Source organism: Aeribacillus sp. FSL M8-0235, from assembly GCF_038000355.1.
Lineage (GTDB): Bacteria > Bacillota > Bacilli > Bacillales > Aeribacillaceae > Aeribacillus > Aeribacillus composti.
Genome location: NZ_JBBOBW010000001.1, coordinates 2,156,210 through 2,180,510, shown reverse-complemented (window position 1 = coordinate 2,180,510; position 24,301 = coordinate 2,156,210). Strand labels below are relative to the sequence as shown.

The window sequence follows — 24,301 nt, the reverse complement described above, 5'->3', positions numbered from 1 at the left end:
TACAATGAAAGCGCAGTCTAAAATTGCCTCGAAAAGGCTAAGATACATAAGTTAGGAGGATGGGATATGAATATCCATGAGTACCAGGGGAAAGAAATCCTCAGAAAATACGGCGTCACGGTACCGAACGGCAAAGTTGCGTTTTCCGTTGAGGAAGCGGTTGAAGCGGCAAAAGAGCTGGGTACTGACGTAGTGGTAGTCAAAGCGCAAATTCATGCTGGCGGCCGCGGGAAAGCTGGCGGAGTAAAAGTAGCGAAAAGTTTAGAAGAGGTTCGCGAGTATGCTAGTGAATTGTTAGGAAAAACGCTCGTTACACATCAAACAGGACCAGAAGGAAAAGAAGTCAAACGTCTTTTAATTGAAGAAGGCTGTGACATTAAAAAAGAATATTATGTTGGTTTTGTTGTTGATCGCGCAACCTCCCGCGTTGTTTTGATGGCGTCTGAGGAAGGCGGCACCGAAATTGAAGAAGTGGCAGCGAAAACACCGGAAAAAATCTTCAAAGAATATATTGATCCGGCAGTAGGACTTCAACCTTTCCAAGCTCGCCGAATCGCATTTAACATTAACATTCCGAAAGAATTAGTCGGACAAGCTGTTAAATTTATGTTGGGACTTTATCAAGTATTTGTCGAAAAGGATTGCTCTATTGCGGAAATTAACCCGCTTGTCGTTACAGGCGACGGAAAGGTTATGGCTTTGGATGCTAAACTAAACTTTGACTCCAATGCATTATACCGTCAAAAAGATGTGTTGGAATATCGTGATTTAGATGAGGAAAATCCGAAAGAAATTGAAGCTTCAAAATATGATTTAAGCTACATAGCTCTTGATGGCAATATCGGGTGCATGGTAAACGGAGCAGGTCTTGCCATGGCAACGATGGATATTATTAAATATTACGGCGGTGAGCCAGCAAACTTCCTAGATGTCGGCGGCGGCGCAACGGCAGAAAAGGTTACGGAAGCGTTTAAAATTATTTTGTCGGATGAAAACGTAAAAGGGATTTTCGTCAATATCTTTGGAGGCATTATGAAATGCGATGTCATCGCACAAGGTGTCGTTGAAGCGACAAAACAAGTTGGCTTGACGATCCCGCTAGTCGTTCGTCTTGAGGGAACGAATGTTGAGCTTGGTAAAAAAATACTAGAAGAGTCAGGCCTAAATATTACATCTGCAGAGTCTATGGCAGACGGGGCGCAAAAAATCGTTTCATTAGTGAAATAGGAAAGCGAGGGAGAAGAATGAGCGTATTTATTAATAAAGATACAAAAGTAATCGTTCAGGGGATTACTGGATCTACTGCATTATTCCATACGAAACAAATGCTTGAATACGGAACGAAGATTGTCGGCGGGACATCCCCAGGCAAAGGCGGTCAGGAAGTCGAAGGAGTTCCGGTTTTCAACACGGTTGAAGAAGCGGTGAAACAAACCGGTGCCAATGCTTCCGTTATTTATGTCCCAGCTCCTTTTGCAGCGGATGCCATTATGGAAGCGGTTGATGCGGAGCTTGACCTAGTCATCTGTATTACAGAACATATCCCGGTTTTAGACATGGTCAAAGTAAAAAGATACATGGAAGGAAAGAAAACTCGATTAATCGGACCGAACTGCCCGGGAGTCATCACACCTGGCGAATGTAAAATCGGCATTATGCCTGGATATATCCACACTAAGGGACATGTCGGAGTCGTTTCCCGTTCAGGTACTTTGACATATGAAGCGGTTCATCAGCTATCGCAAGCAGGCATTGGTCAGTCAACGGCTGTTGGAATTGGCGGGGACCCTGTAAACGGCACAAACTTCATTGACGTGCTAAAAGCATTTAACGAAGATCCGGAAACATATGCCGTCATTATGATTGGTGAAATCGGGGGTACAGCGGAAGAAGAAGCAGCTGAGTGGATTAAAGCAAACATGACAAAACCAGTCGTAGGATTTATCGGCGGACAAACAGCACCTCCAGGAAAACGCATGGGACATGCGGGCGCAATTATTTCCGGAGGTAAAGGAACAGCAGCGGAAAAAATTAAGAAAATGAATGAATGTGGTATTAAAGTCGCAGATACTCCTTCCGTTATTGGCGAGACGTTAATCTCAGTTTTAAAAGAAAAAGGTTTATATGAAAAATGCAAAACTCATTAAAACAAAAGGAGTAGCCACAAGGCTATTCCTTCTTTATAGAATTGAGGTGAGGGCTATTAATCCTAGAAATTTATTAATAAAACTCGCTCATTGCAAAGGTGCGGCAAAGAGAAGAATCGTTCAGCTTTTTGAACAGGAAGGCATGTATGAAGAAGCTCTGCATCTAACGCCTCAAACATTAGCCACCCGTCTGTTTATTCCTCCTAAAAACTATTCAACGTTTATAGAAGATTACCAATCCATTTCAACGGAGAGCCTGCTAAACTATTATAAAAACAGGAATATCCACCTGATTACGATCATTGATTCCCATTATCCAACGTATTTAAAGCATATTTTTGATCCGCCTCCCGTTTTATTTTGCCAAGGGGATATTAGTCTATTAAAAAATATCCGAAATTTAAGCGTTGTCGGAACTCGTCATGCATCGAAATATGGCTGCGACCTTGTTCAATATTTTGTTACGCATTTGGCGAAGCAAAAATTTACGATAATCAGCGGGCTTGCCCTCGGTATTGATGCGAAAGCCCATTGGACGGCCATTGAGGAGAATTCGAAAACAATTGCCGTAATCGCTGGCGGATTTGATCATATTTATCCGAAGGAAAACATGGAGCTGGCTAAAATCATCCAAAAGGAGCATCTTCTCCTCTCTGAGCATCCTCCATATAAAAGACCGGAAAAATGGATGTTTCCAATGCGAAATAGAATTATTAGCGGATTAAGCTTAGGAACCTTTGTTGCTCAAGCTTCCAAACGAAGCGGTTCTCTTATCACTGCCCAGCATGCTTTGGAACAAGGGAGAATCGTTTTTTCACCCCCGGTGCCATTATTTGATCCATTATTTCAAGGGAATATACAATTGTTAAAGGAAGGGGCAGCGCTTGCCCTGTCACCTGATGAGATTATAGAAGAATTAAAGCCGATGTATGAAGAAAAATAATTTTTTTGCGTCTAAAGGCGGAAGCTGATGAATACTGTTTGACAAAATGCATTGGAATATTTAATAATAGTGAAGATTATTTTAACAGTTGAATGATCAACAATCATTTTCATAAACTGATGCATAAAAAGAGAGAAAACCTCTTAAGGAGGAAAAATGAATGTCGGACTACTTAGTCATTGTGGAGTCGCCAGCAAAGGCGAAAACAATTGAAAAGTATTTAGGAAAAAAATATACCGTGAAGGCTTCAATGGGCCATGTTCGGGACTTGCCTAAAAGTCAAATGGGAGTTGACATAGAGCACAATTTTCAACCAAAATACATCACGATAAGAGGGAAAGGGCCGGTTCTGAAAGAGCTCAAGAACGCTGCCAAAAAGGCGAAAAAAGTTTTTCTTGCAGCCGACCCGGACAGAGAGGGAGAGGCGATTGCGTGGCATTTAGCGCAAAGCTTAGATATTGATATCCAATCCGATTGCCGCGTTGTGTTCAATGAAATTACAAAAGATGCGATCAAAGATTCTTTTAAATCGCCAAGAGCTATTAACATGGATTTAGTTGATGCCCAGCAGGCAAGAAGGGTATTAGACAGGCTGGTCGGCTACAATATCAGCCCGATCCTTTGGAAAAAGGTAAAGAAGGGTTTAAGTGCCGGGAGAGTTCAATCTGTTGCTGTCCGTCTAATTATCGATCGTGAAAATGAAATTAAACATTTCAAGCCTGAGGAATATTGGACGATTAACGGAGACTTTCTTAAAGGAACGGAGTCGTTTGAAGCTGCTTTTTGGGGTGTTGAAGGCAAAAAAAAGGAGTTGAAAACAGAGGAAGATGTAAAACAGGTGCTCCAAAAAGTTATTGGAAATGAGTTTACTGTAACGAAAGTAACAAAAAAAGAACGGAGAAGAAATCCTGCACCTCCATTTACTACTTCCTCTTTACAGCAGGAAGCTGCAAGGAAACTCAATTTCCGTGCGAAGAAAACGATGATGGTAGCACAACAGCTGTATGAAGGAATAGACCTCGGCAAGGAAGGCACTGTCGGATTGATTACTTATATGCGTACCGATTCCACGCGAATTTCAGACACAGCGAAATCGGAGGCAATCAGTTATATTGAAAAGATGTTTGGCAGTGAATATGTGCAAGCCAAAACGAGAGGAAGTCAGAAATCAGGCAATGTTCAGGATGCTCACGAAGCGATACGGCCGACCAGCGCTTTTCGAAATCCGGATGGAATAAAAGACTTTTTAACAAAAGACCAATATAAATTATACAAACTGATTTGGGAACGATTTATCGCGAGCCAAATGTCGCCGGCTGTCATGGATACGATGAGCGTTGATTTGGAGAACAATGGTGTTATGTTCCGTGCAAACGGTTCAAAAATCAAATTCCATGGTTTTATGAAAGTATATGTAGAAGGGACGGACGATCAAGAAGAAGATAAAAGCAATCGTCTTTTGCCTGATCTTCAGGAAGGGGATAAAATCTTTTCAAAAGATTTAAAACCGGAGCAGCACTTTACACAGCCGCCTCCAAGGTATACGGAAGCGAGGCTTGTCAAAACGCTGGAGGAATTAGGCATAGGACGTCCTTCTACATATGCACCGACGCTCGATACCATTCAAAGAAGAGGGTATGTTGCGCTTGAAAACAAACGATTTGTCCCAACAGAACTTGGCCAAATTGTCCACGAGCTGATGATGGAATTTTTCCCTGAAATTTTGGATGTGGAATTTACTGCGAAAATGGAGCATGATTTAGATGATATTGAAGAAGGAAAAGTAAATTGGGTAAAAATTATTGATGAATTTTATCATGATTTTTCAAAGAATGTTAAAAAAGCCGAAAATGAAATGGAAAAGGTAGAAATAAAAGATGAATATGCCGGTGTAAAGTGTGAAAAATGCGGAAGCGAAATGGTTTACAAAATGGGAAGGTACGGAAAATTTTTGGCTTGCTCCAATTTTCCAGACTGCCGCAATACAAAACCGATTTTAAAAGAAATCGGTTTGAAGTGTCCGAAATGCCATGAGGGAAATATTGTGGAGAGAAAGTCGAAGAGACGCCGCGTATTTTATGGATGTGACCGTTACCCAGAGTGCGATTTTATTTCTTGGGAAAAGCCGGTTGAAAGAAAATGTCCGAAATGTGGAGAAATTTTGGTAGAAAAACGTTTGAAAAAAGGTGTTCAAGTGCAATGTTCTTCTTGCGACTATAAAGAAGAACCGCAGCGTTAACAAATATCTTCTCTTTGGTGAGCAATGTAAAGCTCACCTTCTTCATGGAGATATTTCGGCAGTTTTTTTTCGAAAACACAACAAGAAGAGAGCTTTTAAAAAGACGGAGGAGTGCTAAAATGAACAATCAAGTTGTCAACGTTATCGGTGCTGGGCTAGCTGGAAGCGAAGCGGCATGGCAAATTGCCAAAAGAGGCATTCAAGTTCGCTTGTACGAAATGCGTCCAAAAAAGCAAACTCCGGCCCATCATACTGATAAATTTGCTGAACTGGTCTGCTCTAATTCGTTGAGAGCCAATTCTTTGACAAATGCAGTCGGAGTATTGAAAGAAGAAATGAGAATGTGTGACTCCGTAATTATTTCGGCTGCTGATCAATGTTCCGTTCCGGCTGGGGGTGCACTTGCCGTTGATCGCCACGAATTTGCGGATATCGTCACTAAACGGGTGAAAGAACATCCCAATATTACCGTCTTTCACGAAGAAGTAACGGACATTCCAGAAGGGCCGACGGTAATAGCGACAGGACCTTTAACTTCAGAAGCATTATCGGAAGCATTAAAAAAGCTTACTGGCGAGGAATATTTATATTTTTACGACGCAGCCGCACCGATAATTGAAAAAGACAGCATTGATATGGAAAAAGTATATTTGAAATCAAGATACGACAAAGGGGAGGCTGCATATTTAAACTGTCCGATGACAGAGGAAGAGTTCGACCGCTTTTATGAGGCATTAATCAGCGCGGAAACTGTTCCTCTAAAAGAATTTGAGAAAGAAATCTTTTTTGAAGGATGCATGCCGATTGAAGTCATGGCAAAGAGAGGAAAGAAAACGCTTCTTTTCGGACCGATGAAGCCTGTCGGCTTGGAGCATCCCGAAACAGGAAAGCGTCCTTTTGCCGTCATCCAGCTGCGGCAGGATAATGCGGCAGGGACTTTGTATAATATCGTCGGCTTCCAAACTCATCTAAAATGGGGTCCGCAAAAGGAAATCATTCAGATGATTCCGGGGCTTGAAAAGGCGGAAATTGTCAGATATGGAGTGATGCATCGAAATACGTTTATCAATTCCCCGAAACTGCTTAGACCAACTTATCAATATAAAGGGCGCGAGGATTTGTTTTTCGCCGGACAAATGACTGGCGTAGAAGGCTATGTTGAGTCAGCTGCTTCCGGATTAATAGCAGGCATTAATGCGGCATGCCTCGTTTTGGGAAAGGAATTGATTGAATTTCCTGATGAAACAGCAATGGGAAGCATGGCAAAGTATATTACAACGGTAGATCCGAATAATTTTCAGCCGATGAATGCGAATTTTGGTCTTTTTAAACCGCTTGACACCCACATTAAAGTGAAAAAAGAAAGAAATGAACAATTGGCAAAAAGAGCACTTCAAACTATTCAAAAAATTTCGAAAAAATTATAAAATGGATTGAAAGGGCTACTGCAAATGTGATACGATTTAGTAGCCCTTTGTGAGGTGCTAATAGTGGAAAATGTTAAGAATTTTTTAAATTTATTCATTGAATATTTACAAATTGAAAAAAATTATTCACAATATACAATTGTGAATTATCTGCATGACTTGAATGATTTTTTTTCTTTTATGGAAAAAGAAGGGTTAGAAAGGCTGGATGACGTTCAATATTCAGATATACGTATTTTTTTGACGGATTTAAGCAAAAAGTATTCCAAAACATCCATTTCCCGTAAAATTTCAAGCATTAGAACTTTTTATCATTTTCTTTTGCGGGAAAAATATGTAACGGATAATCCTTTTTCTTTAGTGTCACTTCCGAAGCAAAAAAAAGCGATCCCTAGATTTTTATTTGATGAGGAGCTGGAAATGCTGTTTTCCATTTCCGACCTTAATGATCCGCTCGGGCAGCGGAATCAATTGATTTTGGAATTTTTATATGGAACGGGAATCCGTGTAAGCGAATTATGCGAAATTCGCCTTGAAGACCTGGATTTTTCCATTGAGACCATTTTAGTAAATGGAAAAGGAAACAAACAGCGCTATGTGCCTTTCGGAAGCTATGCACGTCAGGCAGCGGAACGATATATCCATGATGGCAGAAGCAAGCTGATGAAAAATCAGTCCGGACAGGATCATCGCTTTTTGTTTGTAAACCATCGGGGAAAGCCTTTAACAGCAAGGGGAGTTCGGTATATATTAAAACAGCTGATAGATGCTTCAGCAAAAAATCTGCATCTTCATCCGCATATGTTTAGGCATACTTTTGCGACTCACCTCTTAAATGCTGGAGCTGACTTAAGAAGTGTTCAAGAACTTTTGGGCCATGTTCATTTATCATCAACGCAAATTTATACCCATGTGTCAAAAGACCATTTGAAAAATGTTTATATGGCCTACCATCCACGAGCAAAAGATTCTTAAAGGGAGGCTTGCAATTGTCAACATTTCATGCGACAACGATTTTTGCCATTCGCCATAAAGGACAATGCGCGATGGCAGGTGATGGACAAGTAACACTTGGCAATCAAGTTGTGATGAAGCATACAGCACGAAAGGTCCGAAAAATTTATAATGGAAAAGTGCTTGCTGGATTTGCGGGATCTGTTGCTGATGCGTTTACGCTGTTTGAAAAGTTTGAAGGCAACCTGGAAGAGTATAACGGCAATTTGGCAAGAGCAGCTGTGGAAATGGCAAAAGAGTGGCGAAGCGACAAAGTATTAAGACAATTAGAAGCAATGTTAATTGTGATGGATGCCCAAAAGCTTCTGCTCCTTTCTGGGACGGGTGAAGTAATCGAACCGGATGATGGCATTTTAGCTATCGGCTCAGGGGGAAATTATGCCCTTGCTGCAGGCCGTGCATTGAAACAATATGCCGGTGAACAAATGTCTGCCAAAGAAATCGCTAAATCCGCTCTAGAAATAGCAGCAAATATTTGCGTTTTTACGAACAATAACATTATCGTTGAGGAACTTTAGAAAGGAGGGAGGCGAATGAAAAAAATGCAATTATCTCCGAAACAAATTGTTGAACGATTAGACCAATACATAGTCGGTCAGGAAGAAGCGAAAAAAGCGGTTGCTGTTGCGTTAAGAAATCGATACCGGAGAAGCTTATTGGATGAAAAAATTCGCGATGAAGTAGTTCCGAAAAACATTTTAATGATTGGTCCGACTGGGGTTGGAAAAACTGAAATTGCTAGGAGAATTGCAAAGCTCGTCGGCGCGCCCTTTGTAAAGGTGGAGGCAACAAAATTTACAGAAGTAGGGTATGTCGGGCGAGATGTGGAATCGATGGTTCGCGATTTAGTGGAAACTTCCGTCCGGCTTGTGAAGGAAGAAAAAATGCAGGAAGTAAGAGCTCAAGCGGAAGAAAACGCCAATCGCAGGCTGGTCGAGCTCCTCGTCCCGAGTAAGAAAAAACAGGCTGCTTACAAAAATCCTTTAGAAATGCTTTTCGGAGGAAATCAACAAACAAATTCGTTCGAAACTCAGGGAGAAAATGAACAGGATCTAAAGGAGAAGCGGAGAGAAATCGCGCGCAAATTAGCAGCAGGCGAACTGGAAGATCATTTTGTTACGGTTGAAATTGAGGAACAGCAGCCCTCTATGTTCGATCTCCTGCAAGGGACAGGGATGGAGCAGATGGGCTTTAATATGCAGGATGCTTTGAACAGTCTTCTTCCAAAAAGGAAGAAAAAAAGAAAGCTTACTGTGAAAAACGCCCGAAAGGTTTTGACGAATGAAGAAGCAGCAAAACTGATTGATATGGACGAAGTGACACAGCTTGCCATTGAACGCGCGGAACAATCAGGCATCATTTTTATCGATGAAATCGACAAAATCGCCAAAAACGGCCACAACAGTTCTGGTGCTGATGTTTCCCGCGAAGGTGTGCAAAGAGATATACTTCCAATCGTGGAAGGATCTGCAGTTGTAACAAAATATGGCACCGTAAAAACCGATCATATACTCTTTATTGCAGCTGGCGCTTTTCACATCGCGAAGCCATCGGATTTAATCCCTGAATTGCAAGGACGTTTTCCGATTCGCGTGGAATTGAAAAAGCTGACGGCAGATGATTTTGTCCGAATTTTAATTGAACCGGATAATGCTTTATTAAAACAATATGAAGCATTATTGGAGACGGAAGGTATAAAATTAGAATTTTCTGACAAAGCTATTCGTAAAATTGCTGAAATTGCTTACCAAGTGAACCAAGATACAGATAATATTGGAGCAAGAAGGCTTCATACCATTTTAGAAAAACTGCTGGAAGACTTGTTGTTTGAAGCGCCGGAGATAAATTTAGAAAAGGTTGTGATTACACCGAACTATGTGGAAGAAAAATTAAATAAAATTGTTCAAAACAAAGATTTAAGTCAATTTATTTTATAAAAAGATGAAATTTTTTAGGAGGATTTGAGATCATGGAGTTATTAGAAAAAACAAGAAAAATTAATGCGATGCTGCAAAAGGTGGCAGGAAAACCTGTTAATTTTAAAGAAATGGCGGAAACATTAAGTGAAGTCATTGAAGCAAATATTTTTGTGCTCAGCCGCCGAGGAAAAGTATTAGGCTTCGGCTTGAACAAGCAAATAGATAATGACCGCATGAAAAAAATGCTGGAGGAAAGAAAATTTCCTGAAGAGTATACGAAAAGTTTATTTAATATTACCGAAACGTCACCAAATTTAGATGTATATAGCGAATATACTGCATTTCCCGTTGAGAACCGCGAGCTCTTTAAAAACGGATATACGACCATTGTTCCGATCATCGGAGGCGGAGACCGCTTAGGAACCCTTATATTATCTAGACTGGGAACCCAATTTAATGATGATGACCTAATATTGGCTGAATACGGGGCAACTGTTGTTGGAATGGAGATTTTAAGAGAAAAAGCTGAGGAAATTGAAGAGGAAGCGAGAAGCAAAGCGGTTGTCCAAATGGCAATCAGCTCTTTATCATACAGCGAACTCGAAGCAATCGAACACATTTTTGAAGAATTAAGCGGCACAGAGGGATTGCTAGTTGCAAGCAAAATTGCTGACCGCGTCGGCATTACCAGATCTGTGATCGTCAATGCGCTTCGCAAGTTAGAAAGCGCTGGTGTCATTGAATCTCGTTCTCTTGGTATGAAAGGCACATATATTAAAGTGTTAAACAACAAATTTTTAGTTGAACTAGAAAAATTAAAAAACCATTAAAAGAAAGCTGCTCAAAAGGTTTGCTAGCAAACCTTTTGAGCAGCTTTTATGAGTGCTTTCTACAAATTTCTTCTTGAAAATCGGCTGATTTGTCTAATTTCAATAAGTTCTAACCTCCTACTCATCCCTCTGAAAAAGCTGCAGAATCAAATTCCAATGTTAAAAAAGTGATAGTCATTTAGAACTAGAAAAAAAATAATCGCAATGTACGACGATTTTTTACAAATTATACATAGACTTTAAGCTGTTTCTTTTTTAAAATAATATTTATAAATTAGCAAAATTCGACATTTTTACTTCTTATTTCTTTTGCAATACAAGATCATCATACTTTTGGAGGGAGCAATGAAAATATTTTCTAATTCAATAGCCAATTTGGAGCAGGCAATTCGAATTTCTTCCTTAAACGGAAAAGTTATAGCCAATAATATTGCAAATGTGGACACTCCAGGGTATAAAGCGAAAACAGTTAATTTTAAAAACGTTTTGGATCAACAAATAAAACTGGATGCATATCGGACCAATCCGCGTCATCTTCCTTTTGTGGGCAGCGAAAGCACATCGATTGTGGAAACGAGGACAAACAGTGCTTATCAGCATAATGGGAATAATGTCGACATTGATCAAGAAATGGCAAAGCTTGCGGAAAATCAAATTTTCTACAATGCATTGATTGACAGATTGAATGGCAAATTTAATTCATTAAAAACAGTAATAAAAGGTGGTCGTACATAATGGGGATTTTTCAGTCTTTAAACATTTCCGCATCAGCTTTAACAGCTCAGCGGCTGAGAATGGATGTCATTTCATCGAATATGGCAAACATGGAGACGACTAGAGCTGAATATGTGGACGGGCAATGGCAGCCTTACCGCCGGAAAATGGTTGTAACAGCAGAGGATACAAAACCTTTCTCAGCTTTTCTGAATCAAGAGCTGAACGGCGTTGGAAACGGCGTGAGAGTTCAAGCCATTGTTGAGGACGAGACGCCTTTTAAAATCGTTTATGATCCCGACCATCCTGATGCAGACGAAAATGGCTATGTTTCTTTGCCAAATGTAGATCCTTTAAAAGAAATGGTCGACTTAATCAGCAGCACGCGCTCATATGAAGCAAATGTTACAAGCTTTAATGCATCGAAAAACATGCTGCTGAAAGCATTGGAAATAGGGAAATAGAATAGGAGTGATGTAAATGATTGAGCAAATTTCTTTTCCGACTCAATCGATCCAGCTCGAAAACCGAGCACAAAGTGCGGAAAATTCTGGGAAATCATCCTTTTCAGATATGTTGAAAAAATCGCTGGAAGCTGTCAATGAAGCTCAATTAAATTCCGATCGGCTGACAAATGCTCTTGCAGCAGGACAAAATGTAGAGCTTCATGATGTCATGATCGCAGCACAAAAAGCGAGCATTTTACTTGAAGCAACTGTTGAATTCAGGAATAAAGTCATTGAAGCTTATCAAGAAGTGATGAGAATGCAAATATAATTAGTCTATTTAGAAATGGAATGTCATTATCGGGGGATCAGAAAGAATGAATCAAAAACTACTGCAAATAAAGGATACAATTTTGTCATTTTGGAGGCAAAGGACAAAATGGCAAAAAGCCCTCATCATCGGAGGCGCATCGCTCATCATCATTGCCATTATCGTTTCGTCAATAGTTTTGTCAAAACCGAAAATGATACCGCTATATACGAATTTATCATTGGAAGAAGCTGGCCGAATCAAAGAAACCCTCGATAACAAAGGGATTCAATCGGAAATAGCCGATAACGGAACAACTATTAAAGTGCCAGAAAGCGAAGCAAATGCACTGAAAGTGGAACTTGCTGCTGAAGGTATTCCTGAAAGCGGAAATATCGATTATTCGTATTTTGGACAAAATATCGGTTTTGGCATGACAGATAATGAATTTGATGTATTAAAATTAAAAGCTACACAAACAGAACTGGCCAATTTAATTAAAGAAATCGAAGGCGTAAAAAACGCTAAAGTGATGGTCAATTTACCTAAAGAAACGGTATTCGTCGGCGAGGACGCAGGAGAAGCATCAGCTTCCATTGTTTTAAATTTGGAGCCGGGTTACAAGCTTGATCAATCGCAAGTGAACGCACTCTATCACCTTGTTTCCAAGAGCGTGCCGAATTTACCGGTTGAAAACATTGTTATAATGGACCAAAATTTTGATTATTATGATTTGAAACAAGAGGATACACCTGGCACTAATTTTGCTTCCCAGCTTGAAATCAAATCGGAAATTGAAAAAAATATTCAACGGCAAGTTCAAAGAATGCTGGGTACGATGATGGGCCAAGACAAAGTGGTTGTCAACGTATCAGCTGATATTGATTTTACCCAGGAAAAGCGGGAAGAAAACTTAGTGGAGCCAGTTGATGAAGAGAACAATGAAGGAATTGCCATCAGTGCAGAACGGATTACGGAAACATACACAGGTACTGGGGCGCAAGCTGCCGGCGTTGCTGGAACAGGTCAAACAGATGTCCCGAATACATATCAACAGGCTGCCGGTGCAAACGGAGAAGGAGAATATGAAAAAATTGAAGACCGAATCAATTATGAGGTAAACCGGATCAAACGGGAAATTGTTGAAAGTCCATATAAAATTAGAGATCTGGGCATTCAAGTCATGGTTGAGCCCCCGAATCCGGAAAATCCAAATTCGTTGCCGCAGCAGAGTGTAGATGATATTGAACAAATTTTATCAACAATTGTTCGGACAAGCATCTATGAAGATCCGGAGGCCGAGCCGTTAACGGATCAAGACATTGAAGATAAAATCGTAGTTTCTGTTCAGCCGTTTTCAGGCAAAATAAATGCGGATGATTTAAAGGAGCCATCATCATTCCCAATTTGGGGCTATGTGTTAATTGGAGCAGGCATTCTGCTTCTTGGATTGTTATTCCTATGGTGGTGGAAAAGACGGAGAGACGAAGAAGATGAATATGAAGATGATGAATTTGACGAAATAGAAGAAGTGGTACCGCAGCCTGTGCAAGAAGAAGAATCTGTCGAGCAAACGAAAGCAAATGAGCAGCGTAGGAAGCTTGAGGAGCTTGCCAAAGAGAAGCCTGACGAATTCGCTAAACTATTGCGCACTTGGCTCTATGAAGACTAGGGGGAAATGACATATGAAAAAGTTAAACGGTAGGCAAAAGGCTGCTATTTTATTGATCTCCTTAGGTCCGGAAGCTTCTGCTTCCGTTTATAAACACCTCACGGAAGAAGAAATTGAAAAGCTTACATTAGAAATATCGAGTGTACGGAAAGTGGATTCGCAAAAAAAAGAAGAAGTGATCGAAGAGTTTCATCAAATCGCCCTTGCGCAAGATTATATTGCCCAAGGGGGGATCCAATATGCGAAAGAGGTGCTTGAGAAAGCATTAGGAGGGGAAAAGGCAAGTGAAATAATCAGAAGGCTGACATCTTCTCTTCAAGTACGGCCGTTTGATTTTGTTAGAAAAGCAGATCCGGCTCAAATTTTAAACTTTATACAAAACGAGCATCCGCAAACGATCGCTTTAGTTTTGTCCTATCTGGATGCCAAGCAGTCGGGACAAATTTTATCGAGCTTGCCTCAGGAAGTTCAAGCGGATATTGCAAGAAGAATCGCCATTATGGACCGCACATCCCCTGAAGTAATTAATGAAGTTGAACAAGTTTTAGAGAAGAAACTTTCTTCTACTGTAACGGAAGATTTCACAGAAACGGGTGGAATCGAAACAGTAGTGGAAGTGTTAAACGGTGTCGACCGCTCGACAGAACGAACGATACTGGAAGCACTAGAAGTGCAGGACCCCGAGCTTGCCGAAGAAATCAAAAAGCGGATGTTTGTATTTGAAGATATTGTTACCTTGGATAACCGCGCCATTCAGCGCGTCATTCGCGAAGTGGATAATAATGATCTCATGTTGGCGTTAAAGGTTGCGTCGGATGAAGTGAAAGAAATTGTCTTTAAAAATATGTCAACTAGAATGGCGGAAACATTCAAGGAGGAAATGAATTACATGGGTCCTGTTCGGCTTCGTGATGTAGAAGAAGCGCAATCAAGAATTGTTGAAGTGATAAGAAGATTAGAGGATGCTGGCGAAATTGTGATCGCTCGAGGACAAGGAGATGAAATCATTGTCTAGAGTCATAAAATCCGGCCATGCTTGGTCATTGCACAAGCCGCACAAATTGACGATCAGAACGATCCAAATTCAGGAAGAGTTCGCCGCTTCCGATCAAAAAGAGAACACACAGCGTTCACAGTTCCTTGAGGCAGCCCATTTGGAAGCAGAGAAAATTTTAGAAAAAGCTGAAGAAGAAAAAACGCGATTGCTTAAGGAGATCGAAAAAGAAAGGGAAGCTTGGCAGGAAGAAAAGGCGCGCCTAATAGAAGAAGCAAGAAAAGAAGGGTATCAAGACGGTTTTGAAAAAGGGAAAAAAGATGGACTTCAAGAGTATGAAAATGTGATTGAATCTGCCAGACAGGTAGTCCAGCTTTCCAAAAAAGATTATGAGAAAAAAATAGAAGCTTCCGAGGAAACCATTATTGAAATTGCTGTAAAAGTAGCGGAAAAAATTATTGCAGCCAACCTAAAGCGAGAGCCTGAACTGTTTACTGGATTGGTTCGCGAAGTGATTTGTGAAGTAAAGGAATATCCAGAAGTCAAAATATACGTTCACCCTGACAAATATGAATTTATGCTTGAACAAAAAGAAGAATTAATGGAACTATTTACAACCAAAACAGAGCTCTATATTTTTCCAGATGTAAATTTGCCCGAAAACGGAATTTGTGTGGAATCGCCATTTGGAAAAATTGATGCGAGCATTGATACACAGCTGGAGCAATTAAAAAGCAAGCTGTTAAATATTGTCAGGGAGGATTGAAGCGATTGAAAGTAGCTCAATTGATCGACCATATAGATCGGCTGGACTCTTATAAGAGATATGGAAAAGTGAAAAAAGTAGTCGGACTCATGATTGAATCACGCGGACCTGAATGCTCCATCGGTGATGTTTGCTATGTACATGTAGGAAAAAATGAAAAAACGCTGGCAGAAGTTGTCGGATTCAAAGAAGAAAATATTCTATTAATGCCATTTACAAAGGTCAACCAAATTGCACCTGGCTGTGTCGTGGAAGCAACAGGCTCGCCCCTGAAAATAAAATCGGGAATCAGCCTGATCGGAAAAGTATTAGATGCATTTGGTCATCCAATGGACGGATCCAATCTTCCAAAAGGTTTAACGACTATTCTGTCTGAGAATGAGCCGCCGAACCCGTTAACCCGGCCGCCGATCACCCAAAAAATTGAAGTGGGTGTGAAAGCAATTGACGGTTTTTTAACGATTGGGAAAGGTCAGCGGGTAGGTATTTTTGCAGGAAGCGGCGTTGGAAAAAGTACTTTGCTCGGAATGATCGCAAGAAGCTCAGGAGCAGATATAAATGTGATTGCCTTAATAGGTGAAAGGGGAAGAGAAGTTCGAGAATTTATTGAGAGAGATTTAGGGGAAGAAGGGCTAAAGCGGACGATTATTGTGGCGGCAACCTCCGATCAGCCGGCTTTAATGAGAATTAAAGCTGCCTATTCTGCAACGGCGATTGCAGAATATTTTCGAGATAAAGGATATAATGTCATGTTTATGATGGATTCAGTCACGAGAGTAGCGATTGCGCAAAGGGAAATTGGACTGGCAGTTGGGGAACCGCCGACGACAAAAGGATACACCCCTTCAGTGTTCGCCATGCTTCCTCGACTTTTAGAAAGAACAGGAAATAATGAAAAGGGTTCGATCACAGCCATTTATACTGTCTTAGTTGATGGCGATGATATGAACGAGCCGATAGCGGATACTGTGAGAGGAATTTTGGACGGGCATATTGTGCTCGATCGCGAGTTGGCGAATAGAGGACATTTTCCTGCAATTAATATTTTAAAAAGCGTCAGCCGCCTTATGAACCATATTGCCGAACCGGCGCATCTCGAAGCTGCGAACAAACTGAAAGCATTGTACTCTACATATACCGAGTCAGAAGATTTAATTAAGATCGGCGCATATAAAAGAGGCTCTTCAAAAGAAATGGATCAAGCAATGGATTATTATCCGAAAATAAACGGATTTCTTCAGCAGCATATGAATGAAAAAATAACATTTGAGGAAAGCGTACAGCAATTAATTTCGCTACTTGAAGAAGGTGACAAGACATGACATACCATTTCCGCTACCAAAAAATATTGGATGTAAAGGAAAATGAGAAACGAAAATCATCAAAAGAATATGAAGATTCCGTTGAAAATTTTAAAAAAGTTGCAACAAAGCTGTATACATTTTTAAAACAAAAAGAGGAGTTCGTAAAGCTTCAAGAAGAAAAATTGAACAAAGGGATGTCCGTTCAAGAAATTAAGCAGTATCAACAGTTTGTTCAAAATTTGGAAAGAACAATTGAGCATTACCAGCAACTTGTCATTTATTCTCGTAATGCAATGAATGAAAAACAGTCGATTTTGATGCAAAAACATATAGAAGTAAAGCAATATGAAAAAATAAAAGAAAAAGATTACAAGAAATTTATGGAGATAAGGAAACGAGAAGAAGGAAAAATGATGGATGAAATATCAATCATTACATATTCGTTTCATAGAAATTAGGTGGAAATGATGGCGAAAAAAGAAAAGAAACGAGGCGGTTTGAAAACTTTCTTGACCATATTTTTATCACTTTTAAGTCTTGGGCTTGTCGCCGTAATCGTCATGTTTTTTCTCGGCATTCTGCCGGCCCAAAATATTCCGATTATTTCGGACTTAGCGCAAGGAGGTCAGAAGCAAGAAAATCTTGAAAGGCTGAACGAGCAGCTGGAAAAAGAGCAAGAAGAGCTCAAGCAAAAGATTGAAGAGCAGGAAAGCGCAATCAATCAGCTGCAAGAACAGCTGAAAAGCAAGGATGAAGAAATACAAGAGCTGACACAGCAAATCAACTCATTGGAAAACGCAGCTCAAACCAATCCGCAAAAAAATCAACAAGCCGTTGATATTGCGAAAGTATATGGGGAAATGTCAAGTAAAAAAGCAGCTGCTATCATTACAGAGCTTTCTGATGATGAAGCAATGAGCATACTATCATCTTTAAAAAAAGCTGTGCTTGCTAGAATTTTAGAAAAAATGACTCCCCAAGACGCTGCCAAATATACGAAGCTGTTATCCGAGCAAGCAGCAGCTCAATCTGAACAACCAGCAGCCGAATCTGTACCATCAGCAACTGAAGAGGCAGCTGCTCAATAAATAACTTACATGAACATTCTGATCATATTACAGGAGGTGAACAAATGGATGCCATTAAATTGCAGTTTTTCCAATTGAACACGCGAAACATACCATCAACAAACGGAGAAGAAAAAAAGGAAGAGTCAACTTTTCAAACGTTTTTTGATCAGCTTGTGAACATGAAGCCAGCCGATCAGGTGAAAGGAAATGAACCGCAAAAATTAGAAATCGAAACAACTATCTTAGAAGAGTTGCAAGATGCGATCAAAAATTGGCTCTCTCTTGACATTTTGCACGATCAGGAAACAGACGCTCAAGACAAACAGGAGAGAGAAGACAGCAGTTTATCTTCTGTCAGCCAACCTTCTTCTGAAAATTTGGAATTGACATTTGCGAGCAATATGGAATTGAATGTTGATCATACGGAGCAAAGTCCGGAAAAAACTGTACTTTTTCAGCAAATCACAGCTATTTTAGCTTATTTGCAACGAAATGAGCCGAACGAGTTTATTCGAATGCTCGAAGTTTTTGAAACCATTACTAGAAAGTATGGAGATCTAGGCAGCACGATGCTTCAAAATATTTTAACAGCTGTTCGGATTGGACGATATGAGAATCATAGTGCTACCATAGCTGACATATTGCCTAATGATCTAGAAACATCAGAGCCGCTTCATTTTATACAACAAATGGACACGAATAAGAAACCATTGGTGCAGCGTGAGGAAATATTGGCAAGAACGCATCCTCTAATGGAGTTTGTTCAACAAGAGAGCCGTGCTGAACAAAAAAGTGTTGGAAATTTCCTAACGAGCCAAACGAAGGATACGTTTGAGTTGACTCTTACTTCATACATAAACAAATTTGGCTCAGAAAATCCGGCTTCGCAAATTGATTCTGAACTGAGTATAGACGTCCAAGAGGAATTTTTTCAAAAGTTAAAAGACGTAATAAAAACAAGTCGATTTGGCCAGCTTCCCAATGGCGCACAAAAATTGACGATACGGCTCACTCCGGAGCATTTAGGGACCATTACCATTCAATTAATAAAAGATGGCGACCAAATGAGCGCCAAAATTAAGACATCGACTCAATCAGCGAAAGAATTGTTAGAGCATAGTATTCAGCAGTTAAAGCATTCGCTGCCGAATATAACATTGCAAATTGACCGCTTTGATATTTTTGACGAAGAGCATTATTTCTTTCAAGAAAAAAGAGGACGTGAGCATTCGCAACAACATACAGGGGAAGATCAAGAAAAGCACCAAAATGAACAGCAGAACGACCAAACTTTTATGGAAAAATTAAAAGAGTATGTAAATGCCATTATATAGGAGGTTCTTATGAGCGGAATTTCCATCGACAGCTATTTGTTATCGACCTATACAGAAAACAAAGCAAGGGAAGCTAAGTCAACTCTTGGAAAAGATGATTTTTTGAAGTTATTGATTACCCAATTGCAATATCAGGATCCGCTAAATCCAATGGAAGATAAAGAGTTTATTGCTCAAATGGCGAATTTCTCAACATTGGAACAAATAACAAACATGAATAAATCGCTTGAAGCCTTTTTAAAATCGGATGCACTCATCAAATATTCGCAGCTCATCGGCAAATCGGTAGAATACTCAAAAGAAGGTGAGCAAAAGCAGAGCATTGTCAAAAGCGTGCGGATGAATGGAGATACAGTCATCATTGCGCTTGCCAACGGCGATGAAGTGGAAAGCTCAAGTATTACGAAAGTATCCGAAGCTGGAGAAAACGATTCATCTGATCAGGAAGGATAATAATATTAAAATTTTAAAGAAAGGGAGAGGTTCATATGTTGCGTTCCATGTATTCTGGTATTAGCGGAATGAAAAATTTTCAATTGAAATTGGATGTCATTGGCAACAATATCGCGAATGTCAACACGTACGGCTTCAAAAAAGGACGTGTCACTTTTAAAGAATTAGTCAACCAGCAAATTTCAGGCGCAAGCGCCGCTGTAAATGGACGAGGAGGTATAAATCCAGCACAGGTAGGGTTGGGTGCGGCAATCGGAACAATCGACACTGTTCATACATCTGGACCAACTCAATCGACTGGAAGAGTTTTAGATGTGGCCATATCTGGAGACGGATTCTTTCCTGTTGGGACGATCACCGATTTATCAAGAGTGAATATTGATTATGCCGGTCAATACGGGGACAACAAAATTCTTGGATCCATCAATAATGCCGTAAACCTTGCCTATACCCGCGCTGGGAACTTTTACTTGGATGCCAATGGCTATATTGTGACAGGTGAAGGGTATTATTTGATCGGCGAAACAGGCGAAAAAACCCCGCCGACACAGGCTGGGATTGATAAAGCAAACGCTGCGCTGCAGCAAATTACATCTTTTAATACTCCTTATAAAAATATGTATGAATCTTTGAACGATATCGGCAAAAAAGCCAATGCGCTGATGGAAGCCTATGAGGCTTACAACGAATCAGTCGAGTTATGGGAGAAAAATGGGAAAGAAAATCCATCTTCTTGGTATACAGCGATGCAAAATGCTTATAATGCACTCGGGGAAGTATGGGATGAGTTCAATAATTCGGTGACGAATGCGTCCGGATTTAACAATATCAGCGATCAATTTGATACAGCGATCAATCTATTAAATGACTCGATAGATGTGTTCAATGATACACCACCTTATACTGATATTTTAACTACCATTACAAATGCAATTGGACAGCTTGAAGTTGGAAATGATTATCCAAACGATCCGCAAGCTGACGTTGAATTGGAATCAAGCGTTGATACAGCTACTCTAGATCAAATGTCAAAATTGATCGGAACGATTGAAAGCTACAAAGTTTCACTAAACAATATCGAACAAGCTGTTATCAAATATGAAAATCTTGCTGAAAGTTTAAGAGAACCGCAGTGGACGAATTCTTTAAGCGGTGAACCAGGCCTGATTCAAATTCCGCTGTCGGCAAAAACATTCAGTATAGGGGCGGACGGTAAAATCACATTTACAGATAGCAACGGACAGTTGAAAGTGGCAGGCCAAATTCGCATCGCTAATTTCCCGAATCCAGAAGGTTTGGAAAAAGTGGGAAGCAATTTGTTTATCGAGACGCAAAACTCTGGATTCTTGGATAAAAACGGAAACGGATTGGAGCTTAATGAGTTATCTGTTCCTGGAGAAGATGGTGCAGGCTCGCTAATTACAAGCTCGCTAGAAATGTCCAATGTGGACTTGGCGGAAGAATTTACGGAAATGATTGTGGCACAAAGAGGTTTTCAATCAAATACGAAAATCATCACAACTTCTGACGAAATTTTGCAGGAGCTCCTTGGCTTAAAACGTTAATAGGAAGAACGGGGGAGCTTGAAACGTGATCAAATTAACAAAACTGAATGGCGAAGCTTTTTATCTGAATGTGTTGTTAATCGAACGGATTGAATCGTTTCCTGATACGACTATTACGTTAATATCCGGCAAAAAATATATAGTAAAAGATTCACAGACGGAAGTAGTAACAAAAATCAATGAGCTTTATAAACAATTTGGTTTTGGGAAAGCTTTCTATTTCGGGGGACAAGAAAATGAGTAAAAAATTTATAACTGCATTATTAATCGTCATTTCAACCGTTGGAATTGCTGCACTGACTACGTTTGTCGTCATGGAATTTTTTACGAAGGATCCGGTAGAAGCGAAAAACCGCTCCATCGACGAGGTGGTGGAATCGTCATTTGATGTTCCTGAAATTACGACAAACTTAAAAAGTAAAAATATTGTAAGACTTTCTTTCAAAATTGAAGCATCTGACAAAAAAGCGAGAGAAGAATTAGAAAAGAGAGAATTTCAAATAAAAGATATTATTATAACCGAACTGGCAAATATGGAAGCAAAAGATTTGGAAGGGCAAGCTGGAATGGACCGCTTTAAAGATACGATTAAAAAGAAGGTCGATGCGCTTTTACAAGAAGGAGAAGTGAAACAAGTGTACACGACTTCCTTTATCCTTCAATAGACAAAAAAGGGATAAGGAGGTGATGTTCTCATTATGTCAAATGAAATTTTATCGCAAAGTGAAATTGATGCGCTATTATCTGCATTAACGACCGGTGAAATGAATGTTGATGAATTAAAGAAAGAAGAAGAAGCAAAGAAAATAAAAGTTTACGATTTTAAACGTGCTCTTCGTTTTTCAAAAGATCAAATTCGCAGCATTACTCGAGTGCATGAAAATTTCGCAAGGCTTTTAACGACGTATTTTGCTGCGCAATTGCGGACATATGTCCAAATAACCGTCACGTCTGTAGACCAGCTGCCCTATGAAGAGTTTGTCCGTTCCATTCCGAAAATGACGGTTTTAAATGTTTTTGAACTTGGGACACTTGATGGAAGAATTATTATGGAAGTGAACCCAAATATTGCGTACGCAATGATGGATCGGTTAATGGGCGGTTTCGGGGCTTCCATGAATAAGATTGAACAATTAACAGAAATTGAAATGAAAATTATTGCATCCATTTTCGAAAAAACTTTGGAGCACTACCGTGAAGCTTGGAGTACCATTTTGGACATTGAGCCTTGCATGCAGGAATTTGAGGTAAATCCGCAATTTTTGCAAATGGTATCTCCAAATGACACAGTTGTTGTTATTTCCCTTAATACACAAGTGGGAGAAGCGAGCGGAATGATAAACCTTTGTATTCCCCATGTTGTGTTGGAACCAATTATTCCAAAGCTTTCCGTCCATTATTGGATGCAATCAGAAAGGAAAGCCCAAAACTCTGTGGAAACGGAAGTAATCAAAAACCGGATAAAGCTTGCAGAAGTTCCGGTGGTTGCGGAATTAGGGACGTCCGTTGTGACAGTTCAAGAGTTTCTTGAAATGCGAGTGGGGGATATGATCCGTCTTGATCAATCGACCAGCGACCCGTTGGTGATTAAAGTAGGTGACGTCCCTAAATTTTTTGGACAGCCTGGCAAAAAGAACAAGAAGCTGGCCGTTCAAATATTAGGCCACATAGAGAGAGGTGACGAAGCTGATGACTGATAACATGTTGTCACAAGAGGAAATCGATTCTCTATTAAAAGGGGGAAATCAAGAATCAACTGAAACTGACAATCTATTGAATGATATTGAAAAAGATACGATTGGGGAGATAGGAAATATTTCTTTTGGCAGTTCTGCTACAGCTTTATCATCCTTGCTTAATCAAAAAGTAGAAATCACTACTCCGAGCGTGTCAATTATTAATAAGCAAGAACTGGCAAAGGAGTTTCCACATCCATACGTAGCAATAGAAGTAGTTTTTACAGAAGGGCTGTCCGGCAGCAATCTGCTTGTAATTAAACAAAGCGATGCTGCTGTCATTGCTGATTTAATGATTGGCGGGGATGGTTCCAACCCGGATGAATTGGGGGAAATTCAATTAAGTGCTGTCCAGGAAGCGATGAATCAAATGATGGGATCTGCTTCCACATCAATGTCAACCGTCTTAAATAAAAAAATAGATATTTCACCGCCTCGCCTCGAATTATTGAATGTTAAAGAAGGGGAAGGAACCGATGCTATTCCTGATGATGAACTGCTTGTGAAGGTATCCTTCCGATTAACTGTCGGCAATTTAATTGATTCGAATATTATGCAGCTCTTACCCCTTGATTTTGCTAAACAGCTCGTTGTTGAATTAATGAATAAAGCGAGTAAAGAGGCATCAAATAACGTGCAAACAGAACCTGAAGAAGCGCGAGAAAATCAACAGCTGCATATAGAAAAAAGCGAGAAGGAAAAAGCTCAGCCTGTTGAAGTTAAACCTGTTGAATTTGCGACATTTGACGAACAAACGAATCAATCTGTAGACACGCACAATTTGGAGCTGTTGCTCGACATTCCTTTAAATGTAACGGTTGAGCTTGGAAGAACAAAAAGATCCATCAAACAAATTTTGGAATTGTCTAAAGGATCCATTATCGAGCTTGATAAGCTGGCCGGGGAGCCAGTCGACATATTCATAAACAGCAAAAAGGTAGCAAAAGGTGAAGTAGTTGTCATCGACGAAAATTTCGGTGTTCGCGTAACGGATATCATGAGTCAAGCAGATCGGATAATGAATCTAAAATAGTTGATAGGAGTGAGGAGCAAAATGTCAAAAAGGATTTTAGTCGTTGATGATGCAGCATTTATGAGAATGATGATCAAAGATATATTGACAAAAAATGGATATGAAGTAGTAGGAGAGGCTGCAGATGGTGCGCAGGCAGTCGAAAAATTTAAAGAATTGCAGCCTGATTTAGTCACGATGGATATTACAATGCCTGAAATGGATGGCATCACTGCTTTAAAGGAAATCCGCAAAATTAATCCAAATGCAAAAGTTGTCATGTGTTCAGCGATGGGACAGCAGGCAATGGTAATCGATGCTATTCAAGCTGGTGCCAAAGATTTTATTGTGAAACCTTTTCAGGCCGATCGTGTACTGGAAGCTATTCAAAAGACATTGGGATAAG

Annotated in this window: 26 protein-coding genes; all 26 read left to right on the top strand. The window is 40.0% G+C overall.

Going from position 1 to position 24,301, the window contains the following annotated elements; all coding sequences use genetic code 11:
• The first annotated feature begins 66 nt into the window (after nt 1-66).
• Nucleotides 67-1,227, top strand: a complete 1,161-nt coding sequence (sucC, locus tag NSQ71_RS10465) for an ADP-forming succinate--CoA ligase subunit beta (protein WP_063388418.1) — start codon at nt 67-69, stop codon at nt 1,225-1,227.
• 17 nt (nt 1,228-1,244) lie between these two features.
• On the top strand, nt 1,245-2,147 hold the full coding sequence (gene sucD / locus NSQ71_RS10460) for a succinate--CoA ligase subunit alpha (RefSeq protein WP_066246522.1): 903 nt from the start codon (nt 1,245-1,247) through the stop codon (nt 2,145-2,147).
• Nucleotides 2,125-3,090, top strand: coding sequence for a DNA-processing protein DprA (gene dprA / locus NSQ71_RS10455; protein ID WP_082830336.1), 966 nt, complete (start codon nt 2,125-2,127; stop codon nt 3,088-3,090). The genes sucD and dprA overlap by 23 nt, the downstream gene beginning before the upstream one ends.
• A 160-nt stretch (nt 3,091-3,250) precedes the next feature.
• Nucleotides 3,251-5,329, top strand: a complete 2,079-nt coding sequence (gene topA / locus NSQ71_RS10450) for a type I DNA topoisomerase (RefSeq protein ID WP_340733928.1) — start codon at nt 3,251-3,253, stop codon at nt 5,327-5,329.
• A 119-nt stretch (nt 5,330-5,448) separates the two neighbouring features.
• Nucleotides 5,449-6,756, top strand: a complete 1,308-nt coding sequence (trmFO, locus tag NSQ71_RS10445; RefSeq protein WP_340733927.1) for an FADH(2)-oxidizing methylenetetrahydrofolate--tRNA-(uracil(54)-C(5))-methyltransferase TrmFO — start codon at nt 5,449-5,451, stop codon at nt 6,754-6,756.
• A gap of 63 nt (nt 6,757-6,819) precedes the next feature.
• A complete protein-coding gene (gene xerC / locus NSQ71_RS10440; protein WP_339196564.1) occupies nt 6,820-7,731 on the top strand; it encodes a tyrosine recombinase XerC in 912 nt (303 codons plus the stop codon).
• A gap of 14 nt (nt 7,732-7,745) precedes the next feature.
• On the top strand, nt 7,746-8,288 hold the full coding sequence (hslV, locus tag NSQ71_RS10435; protein ID WP_339209927.1) for an ATP-dependent protease subunit HslV: 543 nt from the start codon (nt 7,746-7,748) through the stop codon (nt 8,286-8,288).
• 15 nt (nt 8,289-8,303) lie between these two features.
• Nucleotides 8,304-9,707 carry an HslU--HslV peptidase ATPase subunit gene (gene hslU / locus NSQ71_RS10430; protein WP_339209925.1) on the top strand — a complete coding sequence of 468 codons (1,404 nt, stop codon included), beginning with the start codon at nt 8,304-8,306 and terminating at the stop codon, nt 9,705-9,707.
• A 32-nt stretch (nt 9,708-9,739) separates the two neighbouring features.
• On the top strand, nt 9,740-10,519 hold the full coding sequence (codY, locus tag NSQ71_RS10425; protein WP_339196556.1) for a GTP-sensing pleiotropic transcriptional regulator CodY: 780 nt from the start codon (nt 9,740-9,742) through the stop codon (nt 10,517-10,519).
• A 345-nt stretch (nt 10,520-10,864) separates the two neighbouring features.
• Complete coding sequence (gene flgB, locus NSQ71_RS10420; protein ID WP_063386658.1) at nt 10,865-11,254, top strand: flagellar basal body rod protein FlgB; 390 nt, start codon at nt 10,865-10,867, stop codon at nt 11,252-11,254.
• On the top strand, nt 11,254-11,697 hold the full coding sequence (gene flgC / locus NSQ71_RS10415) for a flagellar basal body rod protein FlgC (RefSeq protein ID WP_066246514.1): 444 nt from the start codon (nt 11,254-11,256) through the stop codon (nt 11,695-11,697). Before flgB ends, flgC begins: the two co-directional genes overlap by 1 nt.
• 16 nt (nt 11,698-11,713) lie before the next feature.
• Nucleotides 11,714-12,010 carry a flagellar hook-basal body complex protein FliE gene (fliE, locus tag NSQ71_RS10410; RefSeq protein ID WP_066246512.1) on the top strand — a complete coding sequence of 99 codons (297 nt, stop codon included), beginning with the start codon at nt 11,714-11,716 and terminating at the stop codon, nt 12,008-12,010.
• Nucleotides 12,011-12,056: 46 nt separating this feature from the next.
• Nucleotides 12,057-13,661 (top strand): flagellar basal-body MS-ring/collar protein FliF, encoded by a 1,605-nt coding sequence (fliF, locus tag NSQ71_RS10405; protein ID WP_339209922.1) that lies wholly within the window; start codon nt 12,057-12,059, stop codon nt 13,659-13,661.
• A 13-nt stretch (nt 13,662-13,674) separates the two neighbouring features.
• Nucleotides 13,675-14,676, top strand: a complete 1,002-nt coding sequence (gene fliG / locus NSQ71_RS10400; protein ID WP_063386662.1) for a flagellar motor switch protein FliG — start codon at nt 13,675-13,677, stop codon at nt 14,674-14,676.
• The gene (gene fliH / locus NSQ71_RS10395; RefSeq protein ID WP_340733926.1) at nt 14,669-15,421 is read left to right on the top strand and encodes a flagellar assembly protein FliH; all 753 of its coding nucleotides are present in this window, start codon (nt 14,669-14,671) and stop codon (nt 15,419-15,421) included. The genes fliG and fliH overlap by 8 nt, the downstream gene beginning before the upstream one ends.
• Before the next feature lie 5 nt (nt 15,422-15,426).
• Nucleotides 15,427-16,743: a flagellar protein export ATPase FliI gene (fliI, locus tag NSQ71_RS10390; RefSeq protein ID WP_094246046.1), complete on the top strand. Its 1,317-nt coding sequence runs from the start codon at nt 15,427-15,429 to the stop codon at nt 16,741-16,743.
• Nucleotides 16,740-17,183 (top strand): flagellar export protein FliJ, encoded by a 444-nt coding sequence (fliJ, locus tag NSQ71_RS10385; protein WP_340733925.1) that lies wholly within the window; start codon nt 16,740-16,742, stop codon nt 17,181-17,183. The genes fliI and fliJ overlap by 4 nt, the downstream gene beginning before the upstream one ends.
• 9 nt (nt 17,184-17,192) lie before the next feature.
• Nucleotides 17,193-17,813 carry a MotE family protein gene (locus NSQ71_RS10380; RefSeq protein ID WP_340733924.1) on the top strand — a complete coding sequence of 207 codons (621 nt, stop codon included), beginning with the start codon at nt 17,193-17,195 and terminating at the stop codon, nt 17,811-17,813.
• Between the two features lie 44 nt (nt 17,814-17,857).
• A complete protein-coding gene (locus tag NSQ71_RS10375; RefSeq protein WP_340733923.1) occupies nt 17,858-19,129 on the top strand; it encodes a flagellar hook-length control protein FliK in 1,272 nt (423 codons plus the stop codon).
• A 9-nt stretch (nt 19,130-19,138) separates the two neighbouring features.
• Entirely contained in the window at nt 19,139-19,582 is a 444-nt protein-coding gene (gene flgD, locus NSQ71_RS10370; protein WP_063386668.1) for a flagellar hook assembly protein FlgD, read from the top strand.
• 35 nt (nt 19,583-19,617) lie between these two features.
• Nucleotides 19,618-21,147: a flagellar hook-basal body complex protein gene (locus NSQ71_RS10365; RefSeq protein WP_339209909.1), complete on the top strand. Its 1,530-nt coding sequence runs from the start codon at nt 19,618-19,620 to the stop codon at nt 21,145-21,147.
• Between the two features lie 25 nt (nt 21,148-21,172).
• On the top strand, nt 21,173-21,391 hold the full coding sequence (locus NSQ71_RS10360) for a flagellar FlbD family protein (protein ID WP_063386670.1): 219 nt from the start codon (nt 21,173-21,175) through the stop codon (nt 21,389-21,391).
• Complete coding sequence (gene fliL / locus NSQ71_RS10355; protein WP_066246495.1) at nt 21,384-21,812, top strand: flagellar basal body-associated protein FliL; 429 nt, start codon at nt 21,384-21,386, stop codon at nt 21,810-21,812. Before NSQ71_RS10360 ends, fliL begins: the two co-directional genes overlap by 8 nt.
• 33 nt (nt 21,813-21,845) lie before the next feature.
• Nucleotides 21,846-22,844 carry a flagellar motor switch protein FliM gene (gene fliM / locus NSQ71_RS10350; RefSeq protein ID WP_063386672.1) on the top strand — a complete coding sequence of 333 codons (999 nt, stop codon included), beginning with the start codon at nt 21,846-21,848 and terminating at the stop codon, nt 22,842-22,844.
• Nucleotides 22,837-23,916, top strand: coding sequence for a flagellar motor switch phosphatase FliY (gene fliY / locus NSQ71_RS10345; protein WP_063386673.1), 1,080 nt, complete (start codon nt 22,837-22,839; stop codon nt 23,914-23,916). The genes fliM and fliY overlap by 8 nt, the downstream gene beginning before the upstream one ends.
• 21 nt (nt 23,917-23,937) lie before the next feature.
• Nucleotides 23,938-24,300 carry a response regulator gene (locus tag NSQ71_RS10340; RefSeq protein ID WP_063386674.1) on the top strand — a complete coding sequence of 121 codons (363 nt, stop codon included), beginning with the start codon at nt 23,938-23,940 and terminating at the stop codon, nt 24,298-24,300.
• Nucleotide 24,301 lies beyond the last annotated feature (1 nt).

Coding starts and splice junctions, on each gene's coding strand:
- fliM (WP_063386672.1), top strand. CDS start 21,846: ATGTCAAATGAAATTTTATCGCAAAGTGAAATTGATGCGCTATTATCT.
- fliL (WP_066246495.1), top strand. CDS start 21,384: ATGAGTAAAAAATTTATAACTGCATTATTAATCGTCATTTCAACCGTT.
- flgD (WP_063386668.1), top strand. CDS start 19,139: ATGAGCGGAATTTCCATCGACAGCTATTTGTTATCGACCTATACAGAA.
- trmFO (WP_340733927.1), top strand. CDS start 5,449: ATGAACAATCAAGTTGTCAACGTTATCGGTGCTGGGCTAGCTGGAAGC.
- fliF (WP_339209922.1), top strand. CDS start 12,057: ATGAATCAAAAACTACTGCAAATAAAGGATACAATTTTGTCATTTTGG.
- NSQ71_RS10375 (WP_340733923.1), top strand. CDS start 17,858: ATGGATGCCATTAAATTGCAGTTTTTCCAATTGAACACGCGAAACATA.
- topA (WP_340733928.1), top strand. CDS start 3,251: ATGTCGGACTACTTAGTCATTGTGGAGTCGCCAGCAAAGGCGAAAACA.
- sucC (WP_063388418.1), top strand. CDS start 67: ATGAATATCCATGAGTACCAGGGGAAAGAAATCCTCAGAAAATACGGC.
- fliE (WP_066246512.1), top strand. CDS start 11,714: ATGATTGAGCAAATTTCTTTTCCGACTCAATCGATCCAGCTCGAAAAC.
- flgB (WP_063386658.1), top strand. CDS start 10,865: ATGAAAATATTTTCTAATTCAATAGCCAATTTGGAGCAGGCAATTCGA.
- fliY (WP_063386673.1), top strand. CDS start 22,837: ATGACTGATAACATGTTGTCACAAGAGGAAATCGATTCTCTATTAAAA.
- flgC (WP_066246514.1), top strand. CDS start 11,254: ATGGGGATTTTTCAGTCTTTAAACATTTCCGCATCAGCTTTAACAGCT.
- NSQ71_RS10380 (WP_340733924.1), top strand. CDS start 17,193: ATGGCGAAAAAAGAAAAGAAACGAGGCGGTTTGAAAACTTTCTTGACC.
- dprA (WP_082830336.1), top strand. CDS start 2,125: ATGAAAAATGCAAAACTCATTAAAACAAAAGGAGTAGCCACAAGGCTA.
- codY (WP_339196556.1), top strand. CDS start 9,740: ATGGAGTTATTAGAAAAAACAAGAAAAATTAATGCGATGCTGCAAAAG.
- NSQ71_RS10365 (WP_339209909.1), top strand. CDS start 19,618: ATGTTGCGTTCCATGTATTCTGGTATTAGCGGAATGAAAAATTTTCAA.
- sucD (WP_066246522.1), top strand. CDS start 1,245: ATGAGCGTATTTATTAATAAAGATACAAAAGTAATCGTTCAGGGGATT.
- hslU (WP_339209925.1), top strand. CDS start 8,304: ATGAAAAAAATGCAATTATCTCCGAAACAAATTGTTGAACGATTAGAC.
- fliJ (WP_340733925.1), top strand. CDS start 16,740: ATGACATACCATTTCCGCTACCAAAAAATATTGGATGTAAAGGAAAAT.
- NSQ71_RS10340 (WP_063386674.1), top strand. CDS start 23,938: ATGTCAAAAAGGATTTTAGTCGTTGATGATGCAGCATTTATGAGAATG.
- fliG (WP_063386662.1), top strand. CDS start 13,675: ATGAAAAAGTTAAACGGTAGGCAAAAGGCTGCTATTTTATTGATCTCC.